This window comes from Natronobacterium haloterrestre (assembly GCF_900112205.1).
Taxonomy (GTDB): domain Archaea; phylum Halobacteriota; class Halobacteria; order Halobacteriales; family Natrialbaceae; genus Natronobacterium; species Natronobacterium haloterrestre.
This window is the reverse complement of sequence record NZ_FOKW01000001.1, coordinates 1-22,415: the sequence shown is the minus strand read 5'-3', so window position 1 is coordinate 22,415 and position 22,415 is coordinate 1. Positions and strand designations below refer to the sequence as shown.

The 22,415-nt window shown below is 67.0% G+C and carries 19 protein-coding genes, 4 tRNA genes, 1 other RNA gene and 1 pseudogene; 16 read left to right on the top strand and 9 right to left on the bottom strand.

Features of this window, described 5'->3' with window-relative positions; genetic code table 11:
- Positions 1-47 precede the first annotated feature (47 nt).
- Both BM113_RS00135 and BM113_RS00130 read left to right on the top strand, forming a co-directional pair.
- Positions 48-1,880 (top strand): Hvo_1808 family surface protein, encoded by a 1,833-nt coding sequence (locus tag BM113_RS00135; protein WP_245757943.1) that lies wholly within the window; start codon positions 48-50, stop codon positions 1,878-1,880.
- A gap of 59 nt (positions 1,881-1,939) precedes the next feature.
- Positions 1,940-3,097, top strand: coding sequence for a nicotinate phosphoribosyltransferase (locus tag BM113_RS00130; protein WP_089784302.1), 1,158 nt, complete (start codon positions 1,940-1,942; stop codon positions 3,095-3,097).
- A 275-nt stretch (positions 3,098-3,372) separates the two neighbouring features.
- On the opposite strand, the gene BM113_RS00125 is transcribed toward BM113_RS00130, so the two are convergent.
- On the bottom strand, positions 3,373-3,972 hold the full coding sequence (locus BM113_RS00125; protein WP_007140945.1) for a TIGR00296 family protein: 600 nt from the start codon (positions 3,970-3,972) through the stop codon (positions 3,373-3,375).
- Positions 3,973-4,194: 222 nt separating this feature from the next.
- Here BM113_RS00125 and rnpB point away from each other — a divergent pair.
- Positions 4,195-4,655, top strand: an RNA gene (gene rnpB / locus BM113_RS00120) — RNase P RNA component.
- Positions 4,656-4,678: 23 nt separating this feature from the next.
- Here rnpB and BM113_RS00115 read toward each other — a convergent pair.
- Both BM113_RS00115 and BM113_RS00105 read right to left on the bottom strand, forming a co-directional pair.
- Entirely contained in the window at positions 4,679-5,659 is a 981-nt protein-coding gene (locus BM113_RS00115) for an alpha/beta hydrolase family protein (RefSeq protein ID WP_089784300.1), read from the bottom strand.
- 411 nt (positions 5,660-6,070) lie between these two features.
- Positions 6,071-6,143, bottom strand: a tRNA-Arg gene (locus BM113_RS00105).
- 338 nt (positions 6,144-6,481) lie between these two features.
- Between BM113_RS00105 and BM113_RS00100 the strand changes: the two genes are divergently transcribed.
- From BM113_RS00100 to BM113_RS00090, 3 genes are all read left to right on the top strand, one after another.
- Complete coding sequence (locus BM113_RS00100; RefSeq protein WP_089784298.1) at positions 6,482-7,933, top strand: single-stranded DNA binding protein; 1,452 nt, start codon at positions 6,482-6,484, stop codon at positions 7,931-7,933.
- 64 nt (positions 7,934-7,997) lie between these two features.
- Complete coding sequence (locus BM113_RS00095) at positions 7,998-8,429, top strand: histone (RefSeq protein WP_089784296.1); 432 nt, start codon at positions 7,998-8,000, stop codon at positions 8,427-8,429.
- A 1-nt stretch (position 8,430) separates the two neighbouring features.
- Positions 8,431-9,474 carry a histone deacetylase family protein gene (locus tag BM113_RS00090; RefSeq protein ID WP_089784295.1) on the top strand — a complete coding sequence of 348 codons (1,044 nt, stop codon included), beginning with the start codon at positions 8,431-8,433 and terminating at the stop codon, positions 9,472-9,474.
- 1 nt (position 9,475) lies between these two features.
- On the opposite strand, the gene cca is transcribed toward BM113_RS00090, so the two are convergent.
- The gene (gene cca / locus BM113_RS00085; RefSeq protein WP_089784293.1) at positions 9,476-10,912 is read right to left on the bottom strand and encodes a CCA tRNA nucleotidyltransferase; all 1,437 of its coding nucleotides are present in this window, start codon (positions 10,910-10,912) and stop codon (positions 9,476-9,478) included.
- A gap of 150 nt (positions 10,913-11,062) precedes the next feature.
- On the opposite strand from cca, the gene BM113_RS00080 reads away from it, so the two are divergent.
- Positions 11,063-11,135: transfer RNA gene (locus BM113_RS00080), tRNA-Asn, on the top strand.
- Here BM113_RS00080 and BM113_RS00075 read toward each other — a convergent pair.
- Together BM113_RS00075 and BM113_RS00070 are read right to left on the bottom strand one after the other, a co-directional pair.
- Positions 11,097-12,122: an NAD-dependent epimerase/dehydratase family protein gene (locus tag BM113_RS00075; protein WP_245757966.1), complete on the bottom strand. Its 1,026-nt coding sequence runs from the start codon at positions 12,120-12,122 to the stop codon at positions 11,097-11,099. The genes BM113_RS00080 and BM113_RS00075 overlap by 39 nt on opposite strands.
- Entirely contained in the window at positions 12,115-13,290 is a 1,176-nt protein-coding gene (locus BM113_RS00070; protein WP_089784291.1) for an SDR family NAD(P)-dependent oxidoreductase, read from the bottom strand. Before BM113_RS00070 ends, BM113_RS00075 begins: the two co-directional genes overlap by 8 nt.
- Positions 13,291-13,596: 306 nt before the next feature.
- Between BM113_RS00070 and BM113_RS00065 the strand changes: the two genes are divergently transcribed.
- The 6 genes from BM113_RS00065 (at position 13,597) to BM113_RS00040 (ending at position 18,947) form a co-directional block, all read left to right on the top strand.
- Positions 13,597-14,565 carry a glycosyltransferase gene (locus BM113_RS00065; protein WP_089784289.1) on the top strand — a complete coding sequence of 323 codons (969 nt, stop codon included), beginning with the start codon at positions 13,597-13,599 and terminating at the stop codon, positions 14,563-14,565.
- A gap of 87 nt (positions 14,566-14,652) precedes the next feature.
- Entirely contained in the window at positions 14,653-15,960 is a 1,308-nt protein-coding gene (locus tag BM113_RS00060) for a CobW family GTP-binding protein (RefSeq protein WP_089784287.1), read from the top strand.
- Positions 15,961-16,018: 58 nt separating this feature from the next.
- On the top strand, positions 16,019-16,612 hold the full coding sequence (locus BM113_RS00055) for a MogA/MoaB family molybdenum cofactor biosynthesis protein (RefSeq protein ID WP_089784286.1): 594 nt from the start codon (positions 16,019-16,021) through the stop codon (positions 16,610-16,612).
- Positions 16,613-16,741: 129 nt separating this feature from the next.
- Positions 16,742-17,671 (top strand): replication factor A, encoded by a 930-nt coding sequence (locus BM113_RS00050; protein ID WP_089784284.1) that lies wholly within the window; start codon positions 16,742-16,744, stop codon positions 17,669-17,671.
- A 1-nt stretch (position 17,672) separates the two neighbouring features.
- Complete coding sequence (locus tag BM113_RS00045) at positions 17,673-18,302, top strand: RPA family protein (protein ID WP_089784282.1); 630 nt, start codon at positions 17,673-17,675, stop codon at positions 18,300-18,302.
- Between the two features lie 225 nt (positions 18,303-18,527).
- Positions 18,528-18,947, top strand: coding sequence for a DUF8146 domain-containing protein (locus BM113_RS00040; RefSeq protein ID WP_089784280.1), 420 nt, complete (start codon positions 18,528-18,530; stop codon positions 18,945-18,947).
- Positions 18,948-19,004: 57 nt separating this feature from the next.
- On the opposite strand, the gene BM113_RS00035 is transcribed toward BM113_RS00040, so the two are convergent.
- Positions 19,005-19,460 carry a DUF5814 domain-containing protein gene (locus BM113_RS00035; RefSeq protein WP_089784278.1) on the bottom strand — a complete coding sequence of 152 codons (456 nt, stop codon included), beginning with the start codon at positions 19,458-19,460 and terminating at the stop codon, positions 19,005-19,007.
- 194 nt (positions 19,461-19,654) lie between these two features.
- Here BM113_RS00035 and BM113_RS00030 point away from each other — a divergent pair.
- Positions 19,655-19,726 (top strand) — tRNA-His (locus BM113_RS00030).
- A gap of 338 nt (positions 19,727-20,064) precedes the next feature.
- Entirely contained in the window at positions 20,065-20,643 is a 579-nt protein-coding gene (locus BM113_RS00020; protein WP_089784274.1) for a carboxymuconolactone decarboxylase family protein, read from the top strand.
- 8 nt (positions 20,644-20,651) lie between these two features.
- On the opposite strand, the pseudogene BM113_RS22990 reads toward BM113_RS00020, so the two are convergent.
- A pseudogene (locus tag BM113_RS22990) lies at positions 20,652-20,805 on the bottom strand (cupin domain-containing protein); the annotation flags it as partial.
- 193 nt (positions 20,806-20,998) lie between these two features.
- Between BM113_RS22990 and BM113_RS00010 the strand changes: the two are divergent.
- Complete coding sequence (locus tag BM113_RS00010; RefSeq protein WP_089784272.1) at positions 20,999-21,733, top strand: potassium channel family protein; 735 nt, start codon at positions 20,999-21,001, stop codon at positions 21,731-21,733.
- A gap of 317 nt (positions 21,734-22,050) precedes the next feature.
- Here BM113_RS00010 and BM113_RS00005 read toward each other — a convergent pair.
- Positions 22,051-22,124: transfer RNA gene (locus tag BM113_RS00005), tRNA-Phe, on the bottom strand.
- Between the last annotated feature and the right edge of the window lie 291 nt (positions 22,125-22,415).

The following is a 22,415-nucleotide window of genomic DNA, read 5'->3' as shown; positions in this document are numbered from 1 at the left end:
TCGTCCTTTTTACACTCGCTTGCTAACCGGGTGGTAACGCTCTCCCTATGGAATCGACCCGAACACGGTCCCTGCTCGTCGTTCTCGTGGTCGCCACGATCGCCCTTCTCGCCGTTGCGGCCGCCGGTCTCGTCCCCGGTCCGTTCGTCGGTGACGACGCATCCGACGGGGACGACTACGAATACGGAGACGGGCTCGGATACGAGGACGGAGAACGCCCCGAGAACCCCACGACCGCCGACACCGTCGGCTACGTCGAGGGCTACTGGTACGACGACGACCTCCCCGTCGACGACCGCGCCAACGCCACCCTCGAGGACGACGAACTCGAGGCGGTCGTCTACCGGTCGATGGCCCGCGTAGAGACCCTCCGCGAGCGGCCCTTCGAGGAGGAGGTCGACGTCGAGGTGATCGGTCGGGAAGAGTACCGCGAGCGCGACGACATCTTCGTGAACCTCTCCGTCGACGAACAGCTTCACGCGAGCGTCACCTACGAGGCCACGTTCCTCGTCGACCGCGAGACCGACGCCAACGCGGAGATCGAGACCCTCTATGGCGGCTCGGTCAACGGCTACTACGACCCCGGAACGGGACAGATCGTCGTCGTCTCCGACACCCCCGAGACGCCCGAACTCGACGAGGTCGTGCTCGGACACGAACTCCACCACGCGCTGCAGGACCAGCACTTCGACCTGACCAGCCTCGAGCGGGAGACGATCGACCAGGACAACGCCAAGAATGGCCTCGTCGAGGGGGCCGCCGTCTGGATCGACACCGAGTACGCCGACCGCTGCGGCGAGGAGTGGGACTGTGTGCTCCCCGCCGGGAGCCAGTCGGGCTCGACCGACCTGAACTGGGGTCTGTACCTCACCATCTACCAGCCCTACGACGACGGCCCCGACTACGTCGACTACCTCCTCGAGCAGGACGGCTGGGCGGCCGTCGACGAGGCCTACGACGACCCGCCGGCCAGTTCCTCGGAAGTGATCCGACCGGGCGAGGAGCGCGAACCGGCCGACGTCGCGGTCCCCGACCGTTCCGGCGACGGCTGGACCCAGTTCGAGATCGACGGCGAGCGCGCCGACGAGACCGTCGGCGAGGCCGGCATGGTCGCGATGTTCGCGGCCGGCGCGTTCGAGGCCGGTCAACCCGCGGTGATCGACCGCGACGAGTTCCTCTCGGCGGAGGTCGGCTACGACTACGACCAGCCGTACACGGACGGGTGGGCCGGCGACGAACTCGTCACCTACGTCGCCGCCGACGCCAGCGTCGACGATCCCGACCGTACCGAGGAGGCCCTCGAGGACACCGGCTTCGTCTGGCGGACCGAGTGGCTCTCCGAGCGCGACGCCGCAGCCTTCGCCGACGGCTACCTCGAGTTACTCGAGTTCTACGGCGCGGAGCCGGTCGAGGACCGGAAAGATACCTACGTGGTCGAGGACGAGGACGGCTACCCCGGCGCGTACTACCTCGAGCGCGGGCCGGACGGCGAGACCGTGACCGTCGTCCGCGCTCCCACGGTCGAGGACCTGCCGGAGATCGAGGAGGGTGCCGCACCCCGCGGCGAGGACGAACTCGAGGCCTGGGCCAGCGTCGGCGAGGACGGTCCCGACCCGGACGCGGACGACAGCGACGCGATCGGCGGCATCGCCGGTTCGACCGGCGGCTCGATGGCGATCGCCGCGGTCGTGGTCGTCGGCACCGGCGCGGTGCTGGTGGTCCTGCGACGAGGCGTCTCGCTCGGACCCGCATCCGTATCGCCGGCCTCGAGGCGGTATCCGGGCGGGCCCGATGGATCGAGCGTTCCTCCGGAGCAGTTCCCAGGACCCGAACCCGAACCCGGCGCGGACCGCCTCACAACCCCCTCGACCGAGCGGTGAGATCCACCGCGTCGACCGCAGACGAGTAGCTTTTTTGCTTCCCGACGGAATTCGACGATATGTCAAATCCGTTCGGAACCGTCCCTCCGGAGGCGATTCTCGCGGGGGACGCCACAGACGCCTACTTCGAGCGTACCCGTTCGACGCTCGAGGCCGCCGGGAAGAACCCCCACGTCGTCGCCGAGGTGACGGCCGACCAGTTCCCGACCGGCGAGTTCGACGTCTTCACCGGGGTCAAGGACGTCGCAACGCTGTTCGAAGGTCGCTCCGTCGACGTCGACGCCCTGCCGGACGGGCAACTGTTCGACGGCGGCCCCGTCATGCGGATCGAGGGCCCCTACCTCGAGTTCGCCGAACTCGAGACGTCGCTGCTGGGCTTTCTGTCCCAGCCCAGCGGCTTCGCGACGGCCGCGCTCGAAGCCCGCCGCGCGGCGCCCGAGTCGCTCGTTCTCTCCTTTGGCGCGCGCCACGTCCACCCCTCGATCGCCTCCGTCGTCGAACGTGCCTCGCTGCTTTCGGGGCTTGACGGGTTCTCCCACGTCGCTGCGGGAGAGATCCTCGGTCGCGAGGCCGGCGGTACGATGCCCCACGCACTGATGTTCTGCTTCGGCGAGGGCAACCAGGACGAGGCCTGGGAGGCCTTCGACGGGGCCGTCCCCGAGGACGTCCCGCGGATCGCGCTGACCGACACCTTCTGGGACGAGGTCAGCGAGAGCCTGCTCGCGGCCGAGACGCTCGGCGACCGCCTGGACGGCGTGCGTATCGACACCACGAGCTCCCGCCGGGGCAACTTCCGGCACATCATCCGGGAGGTCCGCTGGGAACTCGATGCACACGGCTACGAGGACGTCGACATCTTCTGTAGCGGCGGGATCGACCCCGAATCGATCGAAACCTTGCGTGACGTCGCCGACGGCTTCGGCGTCGGCAGCCACATCACGAGCGCCCCGAGCGTCGACTTCAGCCTCGACATCGTCGAGATGGAGGGCGAGCCGGTCTCCAAACGAGGCAAGCTCTCCGGCGTCAAAGAAGTCTATCGTACTCTCGACGGGGGCCACCACGTCGCGCTGGCCGACCGCGACGGTCCCGACGGCGAGGCCCTGCTCGAGCCGCTCGTCCGTGACGGCGAGATCGTCCGGGAGTTCGACCTCGAGGAGGCGAGCGAGCGGTGCCTGGCCGACGCCGAGGCGGTCGGCTTCCGGGAATCGGGGGACTGAGGAGCCGTTTTCACCCGTCGATTGAGGCGGTGGTCGTCGAGGATCGGACCGACGAGCCGTGAGTCTCGGTCTCGAGGGCGAGGGCGAGGGTGGGTGTTGAGTGACGGGTAGAACAGTGGAATGGGGTTGGGAAGGGGTCGGACGGACGACTCTGTGGACGCGGCGCGCCGAGAAAGCGGTCGGAGCCGTCCCCGATCTCGACGGGCGGCTTTCCGTAGCTTCGTGATCCGTGTGGGCTTCGTAATCGCCGCAATCCTCGCGGCGCTCGAGGGGGGTTACAGTTCCTCGATGCTCCCGTCAGCCTCCCGTTCGCGGAACACCTGCCCCTCGAACAGCGTGACGACGACGTCGTCGTCCTGCCAGGCACCCGGGGCGAGCTTCGCCTTGCGACAGGTGCGATCGAGGTACTCGTGTGCGCTCCACCCGTTCTCGACCGGCACCGTCGGGTAGAGCCAGCCACCCTCGCCGCCGTCGATCGCGACGCCGTGCGTGCCGAGCTCGAGGTCGGCGAGCGGGTCGTCGGTAAGGACGACGTTGTTGACCGCACAGATCGAGACGGTGAGGTTCGGCAGTTCGGAGGGAGTTACCTCCGAGCCGCAGGAATCCTCGCTCGCGGCTTCGATCGCCGCGTCGACGATCACGTGCCCGAGCTGGTCGTCCGAGCGGTAGCCGCCGGCACAGCCGCGCAGGCTCCCCCGGCCACGCGTAGACTCGAGGCGGACGAACGCGCCGGTGCGCTCGTAGAAGGCCTCGCGCATACTGCCCGGTTGTTCTCGTTGACCGTGTTGTACGTAGGATTCGACGGCTTCGCGCGCGAGTTCGACGGCGCGCGCCCCGTCTTCGTAGGAGAGGTCGACACCCTGTCCCTGGGACATACAGATGTACATGGGAAGGATCGTCCTAAAACGCTTCCATTCCGTTCGAGGGGGTGTCGCGGCGAACGCGAGCGAACGACCGCGGGACTTATTCGGCCGAGGGCCCTACGTCGAGTGGGAGAGCGAGCCCGGCTGCCGCGATGGTCGCGCCGGTGACGGCCCGACCACCGAACGTTGCCCGTCCCCCGGGACGCGCAACGCTCCAACGTGACCCATCCCCCCGGGATGTGTCACGCCCGCGAGGAAAGTCCCCCCACCTGTTCGGGCAGGTGACCGGGCGCAAGTCCGGAGCGGGAGACCGCTGGCTCTGGAACAGAAACGACACGTCTCGGCCCGACCGATGATGCGCGCGAACCCGACCGCAAGGAAGGGGAGTTGACCCGCAGAGGGAGCGATTCGAGTGCCAAACGGCACGCGAACCGCCGGCGGGCGATCGACACGACGTGGTTCGAATCCACGGATCGCGTACGCGGTTCGACGGCACGGCCGTCGAACGGCATCGACGCGATCGATCGCACGTCGACGGCCGAGGATCGATGGAACGGCGAACCCTCACCGGTGCAAGTCCGCGCCGTGGTAGCCCGAACGCCCCGCGGTCGCCGCGAACGGCGCGGCGATCGTGGACGGCGCGGACGCTCAGCCGAATGCCGGGACGAACAGAAGGGGGCTTACTCCTCTCACCCGTTTTCATACGTGAGTGGCGACGCTACTCGAAATCGGCCACGATACGTGGCACACAGCCCACGTCGGGCTTCCCGTAGGCGCAGTGATCGTCGACCGCGTCGGTCACGTCCACGTCGGTGTAGTTACTCGGCCTCGCGCCGTCGTCGTCACCGAACCAGCCGTCGCCGCAGTCGGCCCCGGCGCAGCCGAGGCCGCTCGAGAGCGACTGGAGATCGTAGCCGTAGCAGACGCTGTCGTCGTTTTCGGAGTGGTAGTTGAACACCTCGTTCGCGGCAGCGTCGATACCGTAGGCGTACCGCCCGTTCGTACAGACCGAATCGTCGTCGACGGCGGTACCGAGGAGGGCAACGGACTCGAGCGGACCGTCGCCATCGTTTCCGTCGTCGGTCGCCAACCCCAGCAGCGTCTCGAGACACACCCGACCGCCGAGCGAGTGGCCAACGAGGCGGATCGTCGGGCCGGATTCGTCGTCGTTGTCGCCGCCCGTACCCGGAACTGCATCGGACTCGAGCCACGATGCGAGCCGCCGGCCGGCCGTTTCCGCGGCGCTCTCGGCTCGCCAGTAGTTCGGCGTGTCCGCGCTCCACGAGGCCGCGACGACGGGTCGGTCGTAGTCAGTGTCCGCGAGCGCCTGCGCGAGGGTGTGGGCCTGATCGGTGCTGGTCTCGAGGCCGAGCCAGCCGTGGACGTAGATGACGAGTTCCGAGCGCTCGTCGCCTTCGTCGCCGTCATCGTCGTTCTCAGCCACGCCCTCGAGACCGTCGAGGTTCGATGCCGTCGGATTCCCGCTCGTGAGATCGACCTCCGGATACTCCGCCGGCGCGTCCAGCCAGTCGTCACAGCCGGTGACGTCGGTCGCGGACGCCGACCGGGAATTGGCGCCGATCCCGCCGACTCCGACGGTCACACCCGCCGCGGATCCGAGCAGTCGCCGTCGACTGACGGTGGTCGGTTCGTCGCCGCTTCGCGTCTCGCTGTCGGTGTGCTGGCGTCGTTCGGTCACAACTGTCTCGCTCGAGTGACGTATCGCACCAGACACGGGTACGCCACGTGCAGGCAGATTCCGGCACGGATCGTCGGAAACCCGGATTCGTTTCGCTACTCTCCCCATACAGAGGGCGAATCCGGCTGCGATACCCACTCGAGTCCTGACGGAGTCCAACGCGAGCGACAGCGAGCGTTGGGCACGTCAGGACCGAACGCGAGAGCGGGTGCTGAGCAATACGAAGCACCCGCGAGAAGTGAGCGTCCTGACGGAGAGTTTCGCCGACACCAGCCGCTCGCTACGCTCGCAGTTTGGTGTCGGCAGAAACGTCCTGACGGAGTCCAACGCGAGCGACAGCGAGCGTTGGGCACGTCAGGACCGAACGCGAGAGCGAGTGCTGAGCAATGCGAAGCACTCGCGAGAAGTGAGCGTCCTGACGGAGATTTGAACTCCGGTCCCTGGCTCCGCAAGCCAAGAGGATAGTCCACTACCCTATCAGGACTCATCTCTTCGTAGCCGGCGGACTATTAAAGCACTTTCGAAACGACCGGCTCCCTGGTGTGAGTCCACGTAGCAGTTCCCGGGACGAAGCCCGGCCCCGGACGGGAACTCGAACACTCGTTCGACCGCGGACCGCGAGTTTAAGTATCGGGACGCGACCAGGCCGGGTATGCGTGGGAGGACCATCGTGTTCGATCCCCGGTCACCGGGCGTGGCCGCCGGATCGCTCGAGGACGGCCGGGAATGCGGACCGGCGGGCGCGTTCGGATCGAGAGACGGCTCGACGAACACGCCGAATGGACAACGCTTATGCGCGGCCTATGCATGCACGAGTATAGAATGAGCGACATCGAGGGTGTCTACGAGGATCTCGAGGCCGACGTCTCTCTCGAGGAGTTTCGCGAGGCCGTCGAGGCGAAAGTCGAGCAGATGGGGGGACTGGCGGACGAGGAGACGGCGGCGATGCTCGTCGCTCACGAGGTCGGCGAGAGCGAGGTCGGCGGCATCGCCGACATCGAGCCCGGGATGGAGGAAGCGAAGTTCGTCGCGAAGGTGATCTCCATCGGCGACGTTCGCACGTTCGAACGTGACGGGGAAGACGAGGACGGCCGCGTCGTCAACGTCGAAGTCGCGGACGAGACCGGCTCCGTACGCGCCGCCTTCTGGGACGAGCACGCCGAAGCGGCGACCGAAGAACTCGAGGAGGGCGACGTGTTGCGGATCAAGGGCCGGCCCAAGGACGGCTTCTCGGGCGTCGAGGTCAGCGTCGACGAGGCCGAACCGGACGAGGACACCGAGGTCGACGTCCAGGTCTCTGACACGTACGACGTCGAGGACCTCTCGCTCGGGCTGTCGAACGTCAACCTCGTCGGACTCGTGCTGGACACAGACAGCGTTCGCACGTTCGATCGCGACGACGGCTCCGAGGGGAAGGTCTCGAACGTCACGCTGGGCGATTCGACGGGACGGATCCGCGTCACGCTGTGGGACGAACAGGCCGAGACCGCCGAGGAACTCGAGGCCGGAACGACCGTCGAGGTCGTCGACGGCTACGTCCGCGAACGCGACGGCAATCTCGAACTCCACGTCGGCAACCGCGGCGCGATCGAGGAGGTCGACGAGGAGGTCGAGTACGTCCCCGACAGCACGCCGATCGAGGACGTCGAGATCGGCCAGACGGTCGACCTCGCGGGCGTCGTCCGCTCCGCGGACCCGAAACGGACCTTCGACCGCGACGACGGCTCGGAGGGACAGGTCCGGAACGTCCGCATCCAGGACGCGACCGGCGACATCCGCGTCGCCCTGTGGGGCGAGAAGGCCGACCTCGACGTCGGACCCGGCGACGAGATCGCCCTGGGCGACGTCGAGATCCAGGACGGCTGGCAGGACGACCTCGAGGCCTCCGCGGGCTGGCAGTCGACGATTACGGTTCTGGACTCGGACTCCGCCTCGGAAACGGGCTCGAGCGGCGGGGCCGACGCGGCGACCGAGAACAACGCCGGTCTGTCGGCCTTTGCGGACGACGGTGACGAGAGCGACGGGCCGTCTGCGGACACTGCAGGGACGGAAGCTGACGGTGACGGTTCCGATGCGTCCGGCGACGGCGATCCCAGCGACGGCGAGGAACTCGAGTTTACCGGCGTGGTCGTCCAGGCCGGCGACCCCGTCGTCCTGGACGACGGCGAGACGACGATGAGCGTCGCCACCGACGTCGACGTCGGCCTCGGCGAGGAGGTCACCGCACGCGGGGTCGTCCGCGACGGCCGTCTCGAGGCGAACGACGTGTTCTGAGCGGAGGAAACCCGCTCGTGCGGCGAGGAAAAGCGTTAAGGGGGTTAGTTCCGCGTATCATGATATGAACGTCGAACTCCCGTTCGCCCCGGTTGATACGATCATCCGGCGGAACGCGGGCGATCTTCGGGTGAGCGCCGACGCGTCGAAGGAACTTGCAAAGCGGATCCAGGAACACGGGAGCGAGTTGGCGATCGACGCCGCCGAACGCGCGACGGAAGACGGGCGCAAGACGCTGATGGCCGAGGACTTCGGCGTCGAAACCGTCGTCGACAAGGACGACCTCGAGTTGCCGGTCGCGCCGGTCGATCGCATCGCCCGACTGGAGATCGACAACCGATACCGCGTCTCGATGGACGCCAGGGTCGCGCTCGCGGACATCCTCGAGGATTACGCCGACAACGTTGCCGGGGCCGCGGCGATCCTCGCCCGCCACGCCGACCGCCGGACCATCACGGACGACGACATCGAGACGTACTTCTCGCTGTTCGAGTGAGATGCAGTTCGGCTACAGCGAGGTCTGTCTCGCGCACGATCCCGGGCCGCGTCACCCGGAAACGCCGGACCGTCTGCGGGCGATCAGGGAGCGACTGAAGCGGAAACACGGGGTCGAGTACGTCGAGGCCGACCCAGTCGACGTCGACGAGATCGCGTCGGTTCACGATCGGTCGTACGTCGAAGAAATCGAAGAGTTCTGTGCCCAGGGCGGCGGCAACTGGGACCCGGACACGACCGCCGTCGAGGAGACCTGGGACGCGATCCGGTGTAGCGCCGGGCAGGCCCGCTGGGCCGTCGAGCGCGCGCTCGAGGGGGACGACGGCCGAAAGACGCCGTTCTCGATCGGTCGGCCGCCCGGACACCACGCGATCGTCGACGACGCGATGGGGTTTTGCTTCGTGAACAACGTCGCCGTGGCCGCACAGTGGGCCATAGAGAGCGACGCCCACGACGTCGACCGCGTGGCGATCGTCGACTGGGACGTCCACCACGGCAACGGAACACAGGACATCTTCTACGACCGGGAGGACGTGTTCTTCGTCTCGATCCACGAGAAGGGGCTCTACCCCGGCACCGGCGAGATCGACGAGAGCGGTGAAGGCGACGGCGAAGGGACGACGATGAACCTCCCGATGCCGGCGGGGACCGACGACGTCGACTACCTCGCTGCTTTCGACGGACCGATCGGGACCGCGCTCGAGGAGTACGGGCCCGACCTGGTGATCGTCAGCGCCGGGTTCGACGCCCACCGCCACGATCCGATCTCGCGGATCCGGCTCTCGACGGAGGCCTACGCGTTGCTGACGGACAGGCTCCGGGGGCTGACCGACCGGGTCGGGGCCGCGTTCGCGTTCGTCCTCGAGGGAGGGTACAGCCTGGACGTCCTGGCCGACAGCGTCGCGATCGTCCACGAGACCTTCGACGGCCGTGAGCCGATCGAACCGGACGACGAGGAGATCAGCGACGGCGCGCGGACGGTGATCGAGGACGTGATCGAGGAACACGGCCTCGAGTACGATCTCGACGACGAACGCGACGAGTAGACTACGGAGTCGGCTCGAAGTACACCCTCAACTCGGTTCCGAACTCCTCGAGCAGCCCCGTCAGTTCCTCCCCGACGAGGACCTCGTACCCCTCCTCGAGTGCCGTCTCGACGTGTGCACCGAGGCCGACGTCGAAGAGTCGCTCGCTCTCGAGGAACTCCCGGGCAGTGGTGAACTCGCGTTCGCGCTCCGTGACGTAGCGGTCGCTCTCGATGAACGGGCCGTAGACGTCCGGGTCGGCGTCGTAGGCCTCGTAGAACCCCGCCGCGTGACCCTGAACGTGGACCGGCGGCCCCTCGTGGCGTTCGACGGCGGGCCGTTCGTCGACGGCGAGTTCGACGAGCAACACGCCCGCGCCGTCGGCCATCGCCGTCGCCCGGAAAACGTCGAACCCGCGGTCGTCCAACCCCGTGGTGACCCCGTCGAGCGACTTCCGGAGCTGGGGGTAGAGCTGGTCCTCGACCAGGTCGGGCGCGTCGAACCGGACCGCGACGGGGGTCGTTCCCCGCCGCTCGAGGTGGGCGCGGAACTCCTCGGGCGACAGCGGCTCCGGCGCCGCGGGCTCGAAGTACTCGACGGCGGGTTCGGCCAGGAACTCGCGGGCGTAGTGCTGGAAGCGTGCGACGTTCGCGGCCGAGCAGACCGCGGCGACGTTGCGCTCGGGGTCCGTCGGGTCGATGACGACCAGCGGGTCGTCGAACGATGCCTGCCCGTGGGATTCGGGGTCGAGTTCGACCTGCGGATGCCAGTCGCGGGCAGCCTCGAGCAACGGGCGGAAACCGCCGTACTCACAGACCAGCAGTTCGGTGAGGAAGCCGCTGAACCCGCGGGTCCGCAGGTCGCTGCCGTATGCGCCGATCCCCTTGAGGAACTGTTTGGTGACGCGGACGTCCGCGGCGAGGTCCTCGTCGAGGCGGGCCTCGAGGTAGCTGTTGTGAAACGGCGTCCGGTCGACGGCCGACCGGATGTCAGTCGCCGACTCGAGGCGGAAACAGGGGACGACGTCGACGTCGAACCCCTCGACGGTTCCCTTGACGTAGGGGTGTTCGGCGTACTCCTCGTGACCCTCCGGGAGAGTGGCGTGACCGACCGCGAGGCCGTACTCCTCGAGCGTGTCGCGGTCGAGTTCCGGCGGGAAGCGAACGAAGAGGTCGATATCGCGGTCGCCGCTAATCCAGGTATCCCGCGCGGTCGAGCCGACCTGGACGACGTCGGCGTCGGGACAGCGGTCGGTCGCGGCCGACTCGGCGCGCTCGGCGAGGCGGTCGGCGACCTCGCGGAGTCGCTCGCGCTCGTCGGGATCGGGATCGACGCGGTCGCGAACGGTCTCGAGGACCTGCCGGTACTCGCGTTCGCCGTCGGCCGGCCCGCCCTCGGTTCCGTCGCCGTTCCCGTCGCGCCGATCGTCGGTCTCTCCCTCGGCAGTCTCCTCGCTCATCGGTCGACGGTACACGGGCGGCGAGTGAAAGGGTATCGAACCGCCGCGGGCGAGCGACGGGGATTCGGCCTGTAAGTGCGTGACGGAGTGGCGAACCACCGGAAGCGAAAACGAAAGCCCTATCAAATGCAGTCGACTACTCGAGAGTGAGCCGAAGTAGCTCAGATGGTAGAGCACCTCGCTGTTAACGAGGTTGTCCCAGGTTCGAGTCCTGGCTTCGGCGCTTCTCGTTCCCTTCTTTCGCGGTCGCTGTCCCTGTCCTCGTCCCCCCAAGCCGCCGTTCCAGTTCCGTCCCGATCCACTCGCTGACGGTCCGTTCCGGATCGACGCCTAGCTCCGAGCGAAGCGGTTCGGGGTCGACGTCGAACCGTTCGACTGTCGGCTCGTCGGTCGAGGGCGGCGCCCGCAGTTCGATGCCCAGCGGCGAGCCCGTTCGCCGCCGGTAGCCGGCGGCGACCAGGCCGGCCACCTCGAGCACACTGTAGGACCGGCCGCGTCCGAGGACGTACGAGCGGGCTTCCGGTTCGCACTGGTCGCTCGAGAGCACCTCGACGGCCGGCGCGATCGCGGCGGCCACGTCCCGGACGTGGACGAGGTCCAGTTCCTGCGTTCCCGGCCGATGGACGGTCAGGGTCTCGTCGGCGGCCGCCCGCTCGAGGAAGAAATCGAGTACGGAGTTGCCGGCGGGAGCGCCCGGCTCGCGGCGGCCGTAAACGTTCGTCGCGCTGTAGGTGATCGACGGGACGCGCCCGTCCGTGACGGTCCGGACCGCACGCTCGCCGAGCAGCTTGGTCCGGCCGTAGGCAGTCCCCGGCCGCCGCTCGGTCGCGGCGGTGATCGGCCCGTCGTCGGGATCGGGAACGCCCACGGTCGCGACGCTCGAGAGGTGGACGAGCGGGACGTCGGCCCGGGTACACGCCCACGCGACGGTCGCCGCGCCGAGCCCGTTGATCTCGAGTGCTGCGGCCGGGTTCGCCTCGCAGGCATCGATCCCGACCAGGCCGGCGGCGTTGACCAGGGCGTCGACGTCGTCGACGAACGCCCGGACCGTCCCGCGTTCCCGGACGTCGACCGCGGGGAACTCCTCGTGGTCGGAGCCGGCGGCCGGCGTCACCTCGTAGCCGCGCTCCCGGAGCGCCGCGACCGCCGCGCGTCCGACGTACCCCGTCGCGCCGAGAACGCCGACGGTCTCGGGTTCGGTTTCACTCATCGCCGCCACGCGGGCCCGCACCCGTCCCCGACGACGCGGGTTCGGCCGCGGTCGTCTCGAGATCCGTCGGTTTCGCTTCGGTTTCCGTTTCGCTCCCGTCGCCAGCTTCGCTCGCGGCCGTAGCGGTCGCCGGATCGGCGTCCGCGTCCGGGGTCGGATCCCGGTCGGCGTCGCCGACCGTCCCGCGGACCATTTCGATGATCTCGTCTCCGGACATGTGTCGCGTGTTCGCGGAGGTGTACTCGCCCTCGAGGTCGTTCGAGACGTCGGGGGCCTCGGCCTGTGGATAGAGGACGTACCTGTCCTCACGTTCGTCGGCGTAACGGACCTCGTTCTCGGCGACCAGCTTTTCGTGGTACCGTTCGCCCGGCTTCGGGCCGATGTGGTCGATCCCGACCTCGCCGGGGTCGTGACCGAACCGGGGCGCGTAATGGTCGCGCATCGCCTCGGCGAGGTCGCCGACCCTCATCGCGGGCATCTTCTTGACGACCACCTCGCCGCCGTCCAGCTCGAGACACGCGTCGATGGCGAACCGGGCCGCCTCCTCGGGGCGCATGACGAACCGGGTCATGCTCGGGTCGGTGACAGTCAGCGGGCCGCCGGACCGGATTTGATCGTAAAAGAGCGGCACGACCGATCCCTTCGTCCCGACGACGTTGCCGAAGCGGACCGACCCGAGCGTGAGTTCGTCGGGAGGACGATGCTCGTCGAACGAGGTAATGAGCCGCTCGGCGATGAGCTTCGTCGAGCCCATCGTCGACGTGGGGTTCGCTGCCTTGTCCGTACTGACGCCGAGCAGGCGATCGACCTCGGCGTTCGCGGCCGCCTCGACGACGTTCCGCGTTCCAGTGACGTTCGTCCGGACGGCCCCGTAGGGGTTGTCCTCGGCCATCGGGACGTGTTTCATCGCCGCGACGTGGAAGACGACGTCCACGTCGTGCATCGCCACGGCGAGCTGACCCTCGTCGCGAATGTTCGCGAGGACACAGTCGATCGCCGACGCCGCGTCGCCGAACGATCCCCGGAAGGAGGCGAGGCGCTGCTCGCTATTGTCCACGATCCGGACGACGTTCGGATCGCGGGTCAGCAGTTCCGAGACGATTTCGGCGCCGATTGAGCCGCAGCCCCCGGTAACGAGTACGTTCTTCCCCGCGATCGGAGTCGACATGGAGCCCTCCTCCGTCCGGGCGGCCTTTGTAATTCGAACGCTACACGAACCCCGGGCCCGTTGGCTCTCATTACGGCGATTCTCGCGTCGCAGTGTCCCGCAACTCGGTCGCAACCGCATCGCCCCCGGCGGAACTCGAGCGAACCTCTCGAACGTGATCGGGACGGTTCGCTCTCGAGCGTCGCTCGTCACGGGGCGGCAGATCGACGCTGTTTACCCCGCTTAACGAGTGTCTCGCGGTGACCGTCACGTGAAGCGAACGAATTAACAATGTGTGTCAGCGGTCCAGGTCCAGCAACTCGACCGATGACAGCGAACGTCCTCGTGCTGACGACCTACGACGAGTCGCCGTTCATGAACGAGCAGATAGACGCGCTCGAGGACCGCGGCGTCTCCGTTCGGACCCTCCCGGTCTCGGGCCACGTTTCCCCGGGCGAGTCCCGAAGCGCGACGGACTACCTCCGGTTCTTCCCCGAAGTCCGCCGCGAGGTTCGACGCGGCGACTACGACCTCGTCCACGCCCACTACGGGCTGACCGCGCCGATGGCGCTGGCCCAGCGGAAACTCCCGGTCGTGCTCACGCTCTGGGGAACCGACCTCGAGGGCCCCGGCCGCCCGATCAGCAAGCTCTGTGCACCCCACTGCGAGGAGGTGATCGTCATGACCGAGGACATGCGCCGGGCGCTTGGCGCCGACTGTACGGTACTCCCGTTCGGCATCGACCTCGAGCTCTTCAGCCCGGAATCGACGAGTGCGGCACGGGAACGGGTCGGCTGGGCGCCGGACGAACACCACGTTCTCTTCCCCTACTCGCCCGAGCGGACCGTCAAGAACCACCCACGAGCGAAGCGGATCGCCGCGGCCGTCGACGACCGACTGGAGCGGCCGGTCAACTTCCAGGTCGTCCACGGCGTCGACTACGAGTCCGTCCCGACCTACATGAACGCGGCCGACGCGCTCCTGCTGACCTCCCACCACGAGGGGTCGCCGATGTCGGTCAAGGAGGCGATGGCCTGCAACCTGCCGGTCGTCTCGACCGACGTCGGCGACGTCCGGGAGCGACTCGAGGGCGTCGAACCCTCTGCAGTCGGAACGAGCGACGCGGAACTCGTTCGCGCACTCGAGGCCGTCCTCGAGCGCGGCGAGCGGTCGAACGGCCGCGAGGCGGCGAAGCGGGTGAGCCAGGAACGAGTGATCGACCGGCTGCTCTCGATCTACGAACTGACCGCGGATGGGGACCTCGGGCTCGAACGGGCCCCGCGGCCGACGGCCTGAGTTCTGGCAGGGAGAGGACAGCTGAACCGTCGACGCGACCCGTTCGAACCGGAAGACCGACGTGAACTCACGCTCTCGAGTCAGTACATGTCCGTTCCGGTCACCGTCCTCTGTGGGGAACTCGGCGCTGGGAAGACGACGTTGCTGTCGGGTCTGCTCGAGTCGCCCGATTCCGACCGCGAGATCGCCGTCCTGGTCAACGACGTCGGCGCGGTCAACGTCGACGCCGACCTCGTGGAAGCCCGTACCGACCTCGCGACGGGCGAGGAGGTCGTCGCCCTCGAGAACGGCTGTATCTGCTGTAGCCTCGGCGGCGAGCTCTCCCGGGCGGTAATCCAGCTCTGGAAGGAACACGAGTTCGACCACCTCGTCGTCGAGGCGTCGGGCGTCGGCGAACCCGAGCCGATCGCCCGCCAGTTCGTCCGTGGGCCCGCCGGCGGCCCCTACGACCTCGAGGCGGTCGTGACGGTCGTCGACGCCCGCCGGTTCCACGACCGGTTCGCGGACGTCGATCTCGCTGCCGACGAGGTACCCGCCATCCAGGGGGAACGCGACGGCGAAGACGGCGAGGGTGACGGCACGCGGCCGCTGGCCGATCTCGTCCTCGAGCAGGTCGAGTTCTGCGACCTGCTGGTCGTCAACAAGTGCGACCTCGTCGACCCCGACGAGCGCGAGCGGGTCGTCGCCCTGCTCGAGGCGCTCCAGCCGCGCGCGGACGTGGTAACGACCGAATACGGTGCGATCGACCCCGCCGACCTGCTCGGCGTCGAGCGGTTCGATCTCGAGGCGGCGAACGAGGCAGCGGGGTGGAAGCGGGCGATCGAGGCCGACGAGCACGGGGGAGCGAACGACGGTGACCATGCTGGCGCTCACGATCACGACCGCGACCACGAACACGACCACGATCACACCCATCCTCCCGAACGCTACGGCATCACCGTCCACGCCTACCACCGCCACCGTCCGTTCCATCCCGAACGCTTCGTCGCCCTCCTCGAGGACCTCCCGGACGGGCTCGTCCGCGCGAAAGGGCTCTGCTGGATCGCCGGCCGCGAGGACCAGGCCATCACGATGAGCTACGCCGGGACGGAGACGAGCCTCGAGGTCACGGGCCGCTGGATCGCCAGTTTCTCCGAAGAACGACAGGAGGCCTACCGGCAGGGCCAGCCCGACCTCGCCTGGGACGAGGAGTGGGGCGACCGCGAGACGCGGCTGGCGGTGATCGGTCGCGACCTCGAGTTTTCGGCCCTCGAGGCGAGACTCGACGACTGCCTGCTGACCGACGCCGAGATGGAAGGGGACTGGCACGCGTACGACAACCCTGCGCCGACCGGGATGGGCGAGAGTACGGTGATCGCGCTCTCGGGTTCCGCCGGGAGCGGGCGCGACGACTGACCGCCCCGACCGCTTCGGGGGAGCTATTATCGCCCTCCGGCCTGCACATTCGATCACCATGACGACCGACCGCAGCGACCGACGCGGCACCGACCACCACGGGCACGACATCATCGACCCCCTCTACGTGGGGATCGTCACCGTCTCGAGTTCGCGCGCACAGTCCGACGAGGAGGATCCCGACGATCCGGGCGGGGACACGATCCAGGAGTGTTTCGAGGCCGAAGGGCACGAAATCCAGGAACGGCTGCTCGTCCGTGACGACTACTCCTCGATCCGGACGGCGGTGCGGGGGCTCGTCGCCCGGCGGGACATCGACGCCGTCGTGACGACCGGCGGAACCGGCGTGACGGTCGACGACGTCTCGCCGGAGGCGACCGCGTCGCTGTTCGAACGCGAGTTACCCGGCTTCGGCGAACGCTTCCGCGCGCTCTCGTGGGAGGAGATCGGCACGCGAGCGATCGCCTCGCGTGCGACGGCCGGTATCGCCGTCGATACGCCGGTGTTCTGCATTCCCGGGAGCACTGGAGCGTGCCGGACTGCCTGCGAGGAACTGATCGTCCCCGAGGCACCCCACCTCGCGGGGCTGGCGACGAGCCATCGGAAAGAGACGACCGATCAGTCGCTGGCGGCCTACGGCGACGAGGAATAGCGGCCGAGCCAACGCCTGCCGTCGGTTTCGGCGGATCGTTCACTTCCGCTCCGGTGGCGGCAGTTTAAATATTATCGGGCGCGAACAGGGGTATGCCTCCCACCGAAACGAAAGAGGAGGCGTGACACAATGAGCGACGTACGAGAGCACGCGGACGACATCCACGAGCAGTTTTCAGACCACATAGACGTTAGCGTCGACGAGATAGAGGACCGGCTGACCACCCTCGTCGACGAGTACAAGGTACCGATCGACGAAGCCCGCCGCAGCGTCACCAACCACTACCTCGAGGAGGCCGACCTGGAGCGCGAGGAGCTTGCAGGCGGCTCCAGCGAGGACGTCCGGATCGAGGACGTCGACGAACCCGAGCAGTGGATCGACCTCACCGCGAAGGTCATCGAACTCTGGGATCCCCGGAGCGACGCCGTCGCGCAGGTCGGCCTGCTGGGCGACCCGACGGGCACGATCAAGTTCACGAAGTGGGCCAAGTCGGACCTGCCCGCGCTCGAGGAGGGCGGCGTCTACGAGCTTCGCAACGTCGTCACCGACGAGTACCAGGGCCGGTACTCGGTCAAGCTCAACTCGACGACGGTGATCGAGGAACTCGACGAGGACATCGAGGTCGGCAACGACACGAGCGTCGTCGAGGGCGCGCTCGTCGACATGCAAAGCGGCAGCGGGCTCATCAAGCGCTGTCCGAAGGAGGACTGTACCCGCGTCCTGCAGAACGGCCGCTGTAACGAACACGGCGAGGTCGAAGGCGAGTTCGACCTCCGGATCAAGGCCGTCGTCGACGACGGGATCGACGCCCACGAGGTCATCTTCGACAAGGAGGCCACCGAGGAACTGACGGGCCTGAGCCTCGAGGAGGCAAAGGAGATGGCGATGGACGCACTGGACACGACGATCGTCGCGGACGAGATCGCCGAGGACATCGTCGGCACCTACTACCGCATCGAGGGGCCGACCTTCGGCCGCTACGTGCTGGCCGACGACGTCGAGGAACTGGACGGGACGGTCGATGCTGAGGACCTGCTGATCAAAGCGAGGTCGATGTGATATGAGCCAGTCAGAACTCACCCGCGAAGTCGCGCGACGCGTCTTCGCCTCGGAATTCAACGACGCGACGTACTCGTTCAAGGAAAGCGACGACGAACGCGCGCCCAACTACGCGCTCCTGCCGACGGGCGACCGCGCGAACCGCGTGTTCATCGTCGGGACGCTGACCGAGACCGAGGACGTCGGCGAGGACAGCGAGTACTGGCGCGGCCGGGTCGTCGACCCGACCGGGACGTTCTTCGTCTACGCCGGCCAGTACCAGCCCGAAGCGGCCGCGACGCTGCGTGACACGGAGCCGCCGGCCTACGTCTCGGTCGTCGGGAAACCCCGCACCTACGAGACCGAAGACGGCACCGTCAACGTCTCGGTCCGCCCCGAGTCCATCGCGGTCGTCGACGAGGGGACCCGCGACCGCTGGGTCGCCGAGACCGCCGAGCGTACCCTAGAGCGCATCGAGGAGTTCCAGGAGTGGGAGGCCGAGCAAGAGGCCCCCGAGAGCGGCTCGACCGCGCCGACCAACGAGTACGCCCAGATGGCCCGCGAACGGTACGACTCGCCCGTCGAGAACTACCGGCGCGACGTCATCCAGGCCCTCGAGCAACTCGAGGTCGACGACGCGGAGACCGCCTGAACGAGGCACAATCGGCGATCGGTTCGCACCCGTTTTTTCGCCGGACCACCCGCGATAACTGGCGAGTAAGTGCTCGAGGACCGGAGGGATCAACGGCCCGAACGGCTGTCGTGACGCCGTGATCGCGATTCCCCCGCGAACGCGCTCGCTCCGAGGCGAGCGGGCGGACGGCCGTGGGGTCGTCTGACGAACCGTTAAGTGACACGAACCGACAGTAAGGGACGAATGGGCAACAAGAACAAGACGATCTCGTTTCGCGTCAACGAGGACGCGTTCGAGTCGCTCCAGGACATCGCCGAGGAGCGGGACATCTCGTTGTCCGCCGTCTTCCGGGACTACGTCGACCAGCTCGTCGAACACGACGGGCAGGTCGCGGTCGTCCCGGAGTCGGAACTCGAGTCGGGTCCCGGGTCCGAGAAGGGCGACGAGGACGGGGAACTCTCCTTCCCGCCGACCGTCGAAGTTCCCAAGAGCTTCATCCGCGAGCACGAACGGCTCGAACTCGAGGCCGACCACCTCCGGGAGCAACTCGACGAGTACAAATCGTACGTCAACGAGCTACAGGATCGACTCGAGGACGAACAGGACGAGGTGCTCCTGCTCGACGACTTAGACGAGGACGACGAGTCCTATCAGCTTCGGTAGCCCGAGTACGGGTTCGCTCGAGCCGACCGGGCCGACCGAGACCGAATCCGGACGCGACTACCGCGCGAGATCCTGCTTCGTCCGCCGGATCTCGTCCCGTTTCTCTCCCTCGCCGTCGACCCGCGCGAGTCCCTCCGCGGCCTCGAGGGTGCGTACGGCGTCGTCTAGGAACGAGAGGACGTCCCCGGGATAGGCGTAGACCATGTAGTCGTCGGTCATCACGTCGACGATCGCGTCCGGACCCAGCCCCTGGGCGCGCAGTTCCAGCAGGTACCGGATGAACTTCCGCTCCGGGCAGCCACAGTAGGGGTTGTTGTCACAGCCACAGTCGAGGAAATCGCTCGAGAAGTCGAGGACCCGCTCGCGGGTCGCGTCGTCGAGTTTCTCCAGGCCCTCGCCCTGGAAGAGCATGTCGAGCGTCGCGCCCTTGAACGCGCCCTTGGGGATGTTCGTCTCGAGCTGGGAGCTGAGCTGTCGGTGGTTCTTGACGTAGATCTTGTCGGTGATGGCCACGCGTTGTCGGTCCTACCGGCTCTCGGGCGAAAAACGTCTCGGTCGAGAGTAGTGGGGCCGATCCGACCGCCGACGAACTCGGTCGAGCAGACCGGCAAAACGTGGGCAAATCGTACGGTACGGAGTCCCACACACCCGTGCTCGAGTCGTAACGTATTTCAGTCGCACCCCTCGTAAATTGAGTTGCAAGCGCGTCCGGGTTGGGGTAGTGGTTATCCTTCAGCCTTGTGGAGGCTGAGACGCGGGTTCGATTCTCGCACCCGGACTTTTTCGCGACGAGTATAACGAGGGGCGGAAAAGCCGGAAGGCGAGAATCGAACCCTGCCAGTCGTAGCGGCCGAACCGATGAGAGCGATCCTCTGACTACGGTTCGATCCTCGTTGAACGCGACGGCGGCGATCAAATCCGAGAGCCACAGGAGTCGTCAGCGAATCGAACCGGGACGTTTTCTCGACGAACCGGGCTCTCGACGAACGAATCGAGGCGTCGAACGGCTACGCAAGGCATTGCTGGTCGAGATCGTCGTTCGCTCTTCGAGCAAGGGACGGAGGGTCGCGGAGACGGCCCCCTTACTGTATTTCCCCCTCGAGCACGACCGGTGAGCATGGCACGCATCGAGTACGCCGATCCCGAGAACCTCTCGCCGGAGAACCGTCCGCTGCTGGACACCCTCTCGGAGACCGACGACGAGCCCGCGGTCGACCACCGGCTCGAGGGTGGCACGCTGAACGTCTACCGAACGCTGGGCCGAAACGTCGAGCTACTCGAGGCCTTCCGGGAGTACGGCTCGGCGGTCTGGCACGAAGGCGGGCTCTCCGCCCGCCAGCGGGAGTTCGTCATCCTGGCGACGGCCTACCACGCGGACTCGGCCTACGAGTGGCAGCAACACGTCCGCGTCGCCCTGAACGAGGGCGTCACGCCGGCGGAAATCGTCGCCATCTCACGGGAGGAGCCGGACCGCCTCGAGCCCGAACTCGCCGCACTCGTCGAGTACATCGCCGCGTTCGTCGACGGCACGGTCGACGACGCCGACCACGCGGCGCTGACCGACCACTACGACGAGGCGACGGCCGTCGGGATCGCGATGCTCGCCGGCTGTTACCTCGGGCTTGCCCGCGTGCTACGGGCGTTCGAGGTGGAACTGGAGTCGCCGTTCGTCGGCTGGGAACTCGAGGACCTGTAAGAGCGGGTTCAGCCGTCCTCCTCGTCCAGCCAGTAGTCTACCGGGTCGTCCCGGCGGATCGCCGGCGGCCGTCCGCTCGCCCTCGTCGCCCGGCGGTGACCCGGCGAACACGCCGACCTTGTCGGAGTCGGGATAGACCGTGACGTCGGGCACGGGCAACGTGGGCCGTTCGACTCCGTCCGGTGTCAGGCTCGGAGACCCACTTCACTACTCGACGGTCGAGCCGCGACAGGGTCTGCCCGCAGTCACCCATGGACGCGGACGGGGCGCAAATCGACTGTCTAGCCACGTGTTCCCTATTCAGTGGGGGAGTGAGTTTTTGTCACTCTCGAACGAAGAACGGACGAGCCGAGGCATGGCCACCCCGCTGTCGAGCCGACCGATTCTGGGCCGCGCCGTTAGACCGATCCTCGCTCTCGTAACCGTCACCGCGATCGGAATCATCGGACACGTGCTGCTCGCGGGAGTCGGGCTGATGGAGGCGACGTTCTGGCTCGTCGATCTGACGAGCATCGAGTTGCACTTTCAGGACCACGACGGCCCCGAGCGGGCGACGAAAGCCTTCGCGGTCGCGGTGCGGATCGGGATTCTTCTCTCGAGCCTGTGGATCGGCGAGACGGTCCTGTCGGCGGCTTTCGGCGGCCAGATTACGGAGGAACTCAAACAGATGCAAACGGAACGACGGATCGACGACCTCTCGGACCACGTCATCATCTGCGGGTACGGGATCTTCGGGCGCACCCTCGCCGCACAACTGCGCGAAAACGGCCACGACGTTCTGGTGATCGAACTCGACCGAGCCGAATTCGACCGCATCGGCGAGGAGACGCTCGCTATTCGAGGTGACGCCCGGCGCGAGGACGTCCTCGAGCGGGCCAACGTCGAGAGGGCGTCGGCTATCATCGGAGCTATCGACGACTCGAACGCGAACATCCAGATCGCCATCATGGCGAGTCAACTCTCGCCGAACACGCGGGTAATCGTCCGTGTCGGTGACGAGATGTACGAGTCCGTCGCCCGCCGGGCGGGCGCCGACGAGGTCGTCATCCCCGAGGTTCTCAGCGGCGATACCGTCAGTGAGTGGCTCTGACGCCACGAACAGAAACAGGCGCTCCGGTGCCGGATTCGAACTACACGATCGTCGAACGGTAGTGAAACGTTCGCTACTGCAACCCCGCTCAGAAGGCACACCCGTGACTCACAGTGTAGCTCGCCACAGAAGTCCACCGTTCGGATGGATTCCTCCGGCTCACGATGTCGCTCACGAGTTGTTCGCGAGAGAAGTGCCGCCTCCCGGATTTGAACCACGCCGAGACGATCGCCTCGCTACGCTCGGCGCTGCGACTCGTCTAGTTCAAATCCGCTCTGATCCCATTTCCGTCGCTCACGAGTTGTTCGCGAGAGAAGTGCCGCCTCCCGGATTTGAACCGGGGACAGCTCGATCTTCAGTCGAGTGCTCTCCCAGTCTGAGCTAAGGCGGCTTACCTCTTTCTCCGTCCATGGTATAAAAAAGGATTTCGAATTGCGACGACTCCGATCGATTCGGTTACAGATCCGCCGAACCCTCGAGATCATCGGCCGAACCGTTCGAAATCGTCCCGTACGCATGAGATACAATAGTTTGACCTTCCTTAACCGTCGTTTGTTGGATATTCGGATATTCAAGACACCCTTTTCTGCTTTGTTGAATAGCTTCTGAATGGTAGTTAGAGAGGCTCACAGAGCTTTTCTATGTTGATGATGGCGAACATGAGGACAATTTCACGGAACTG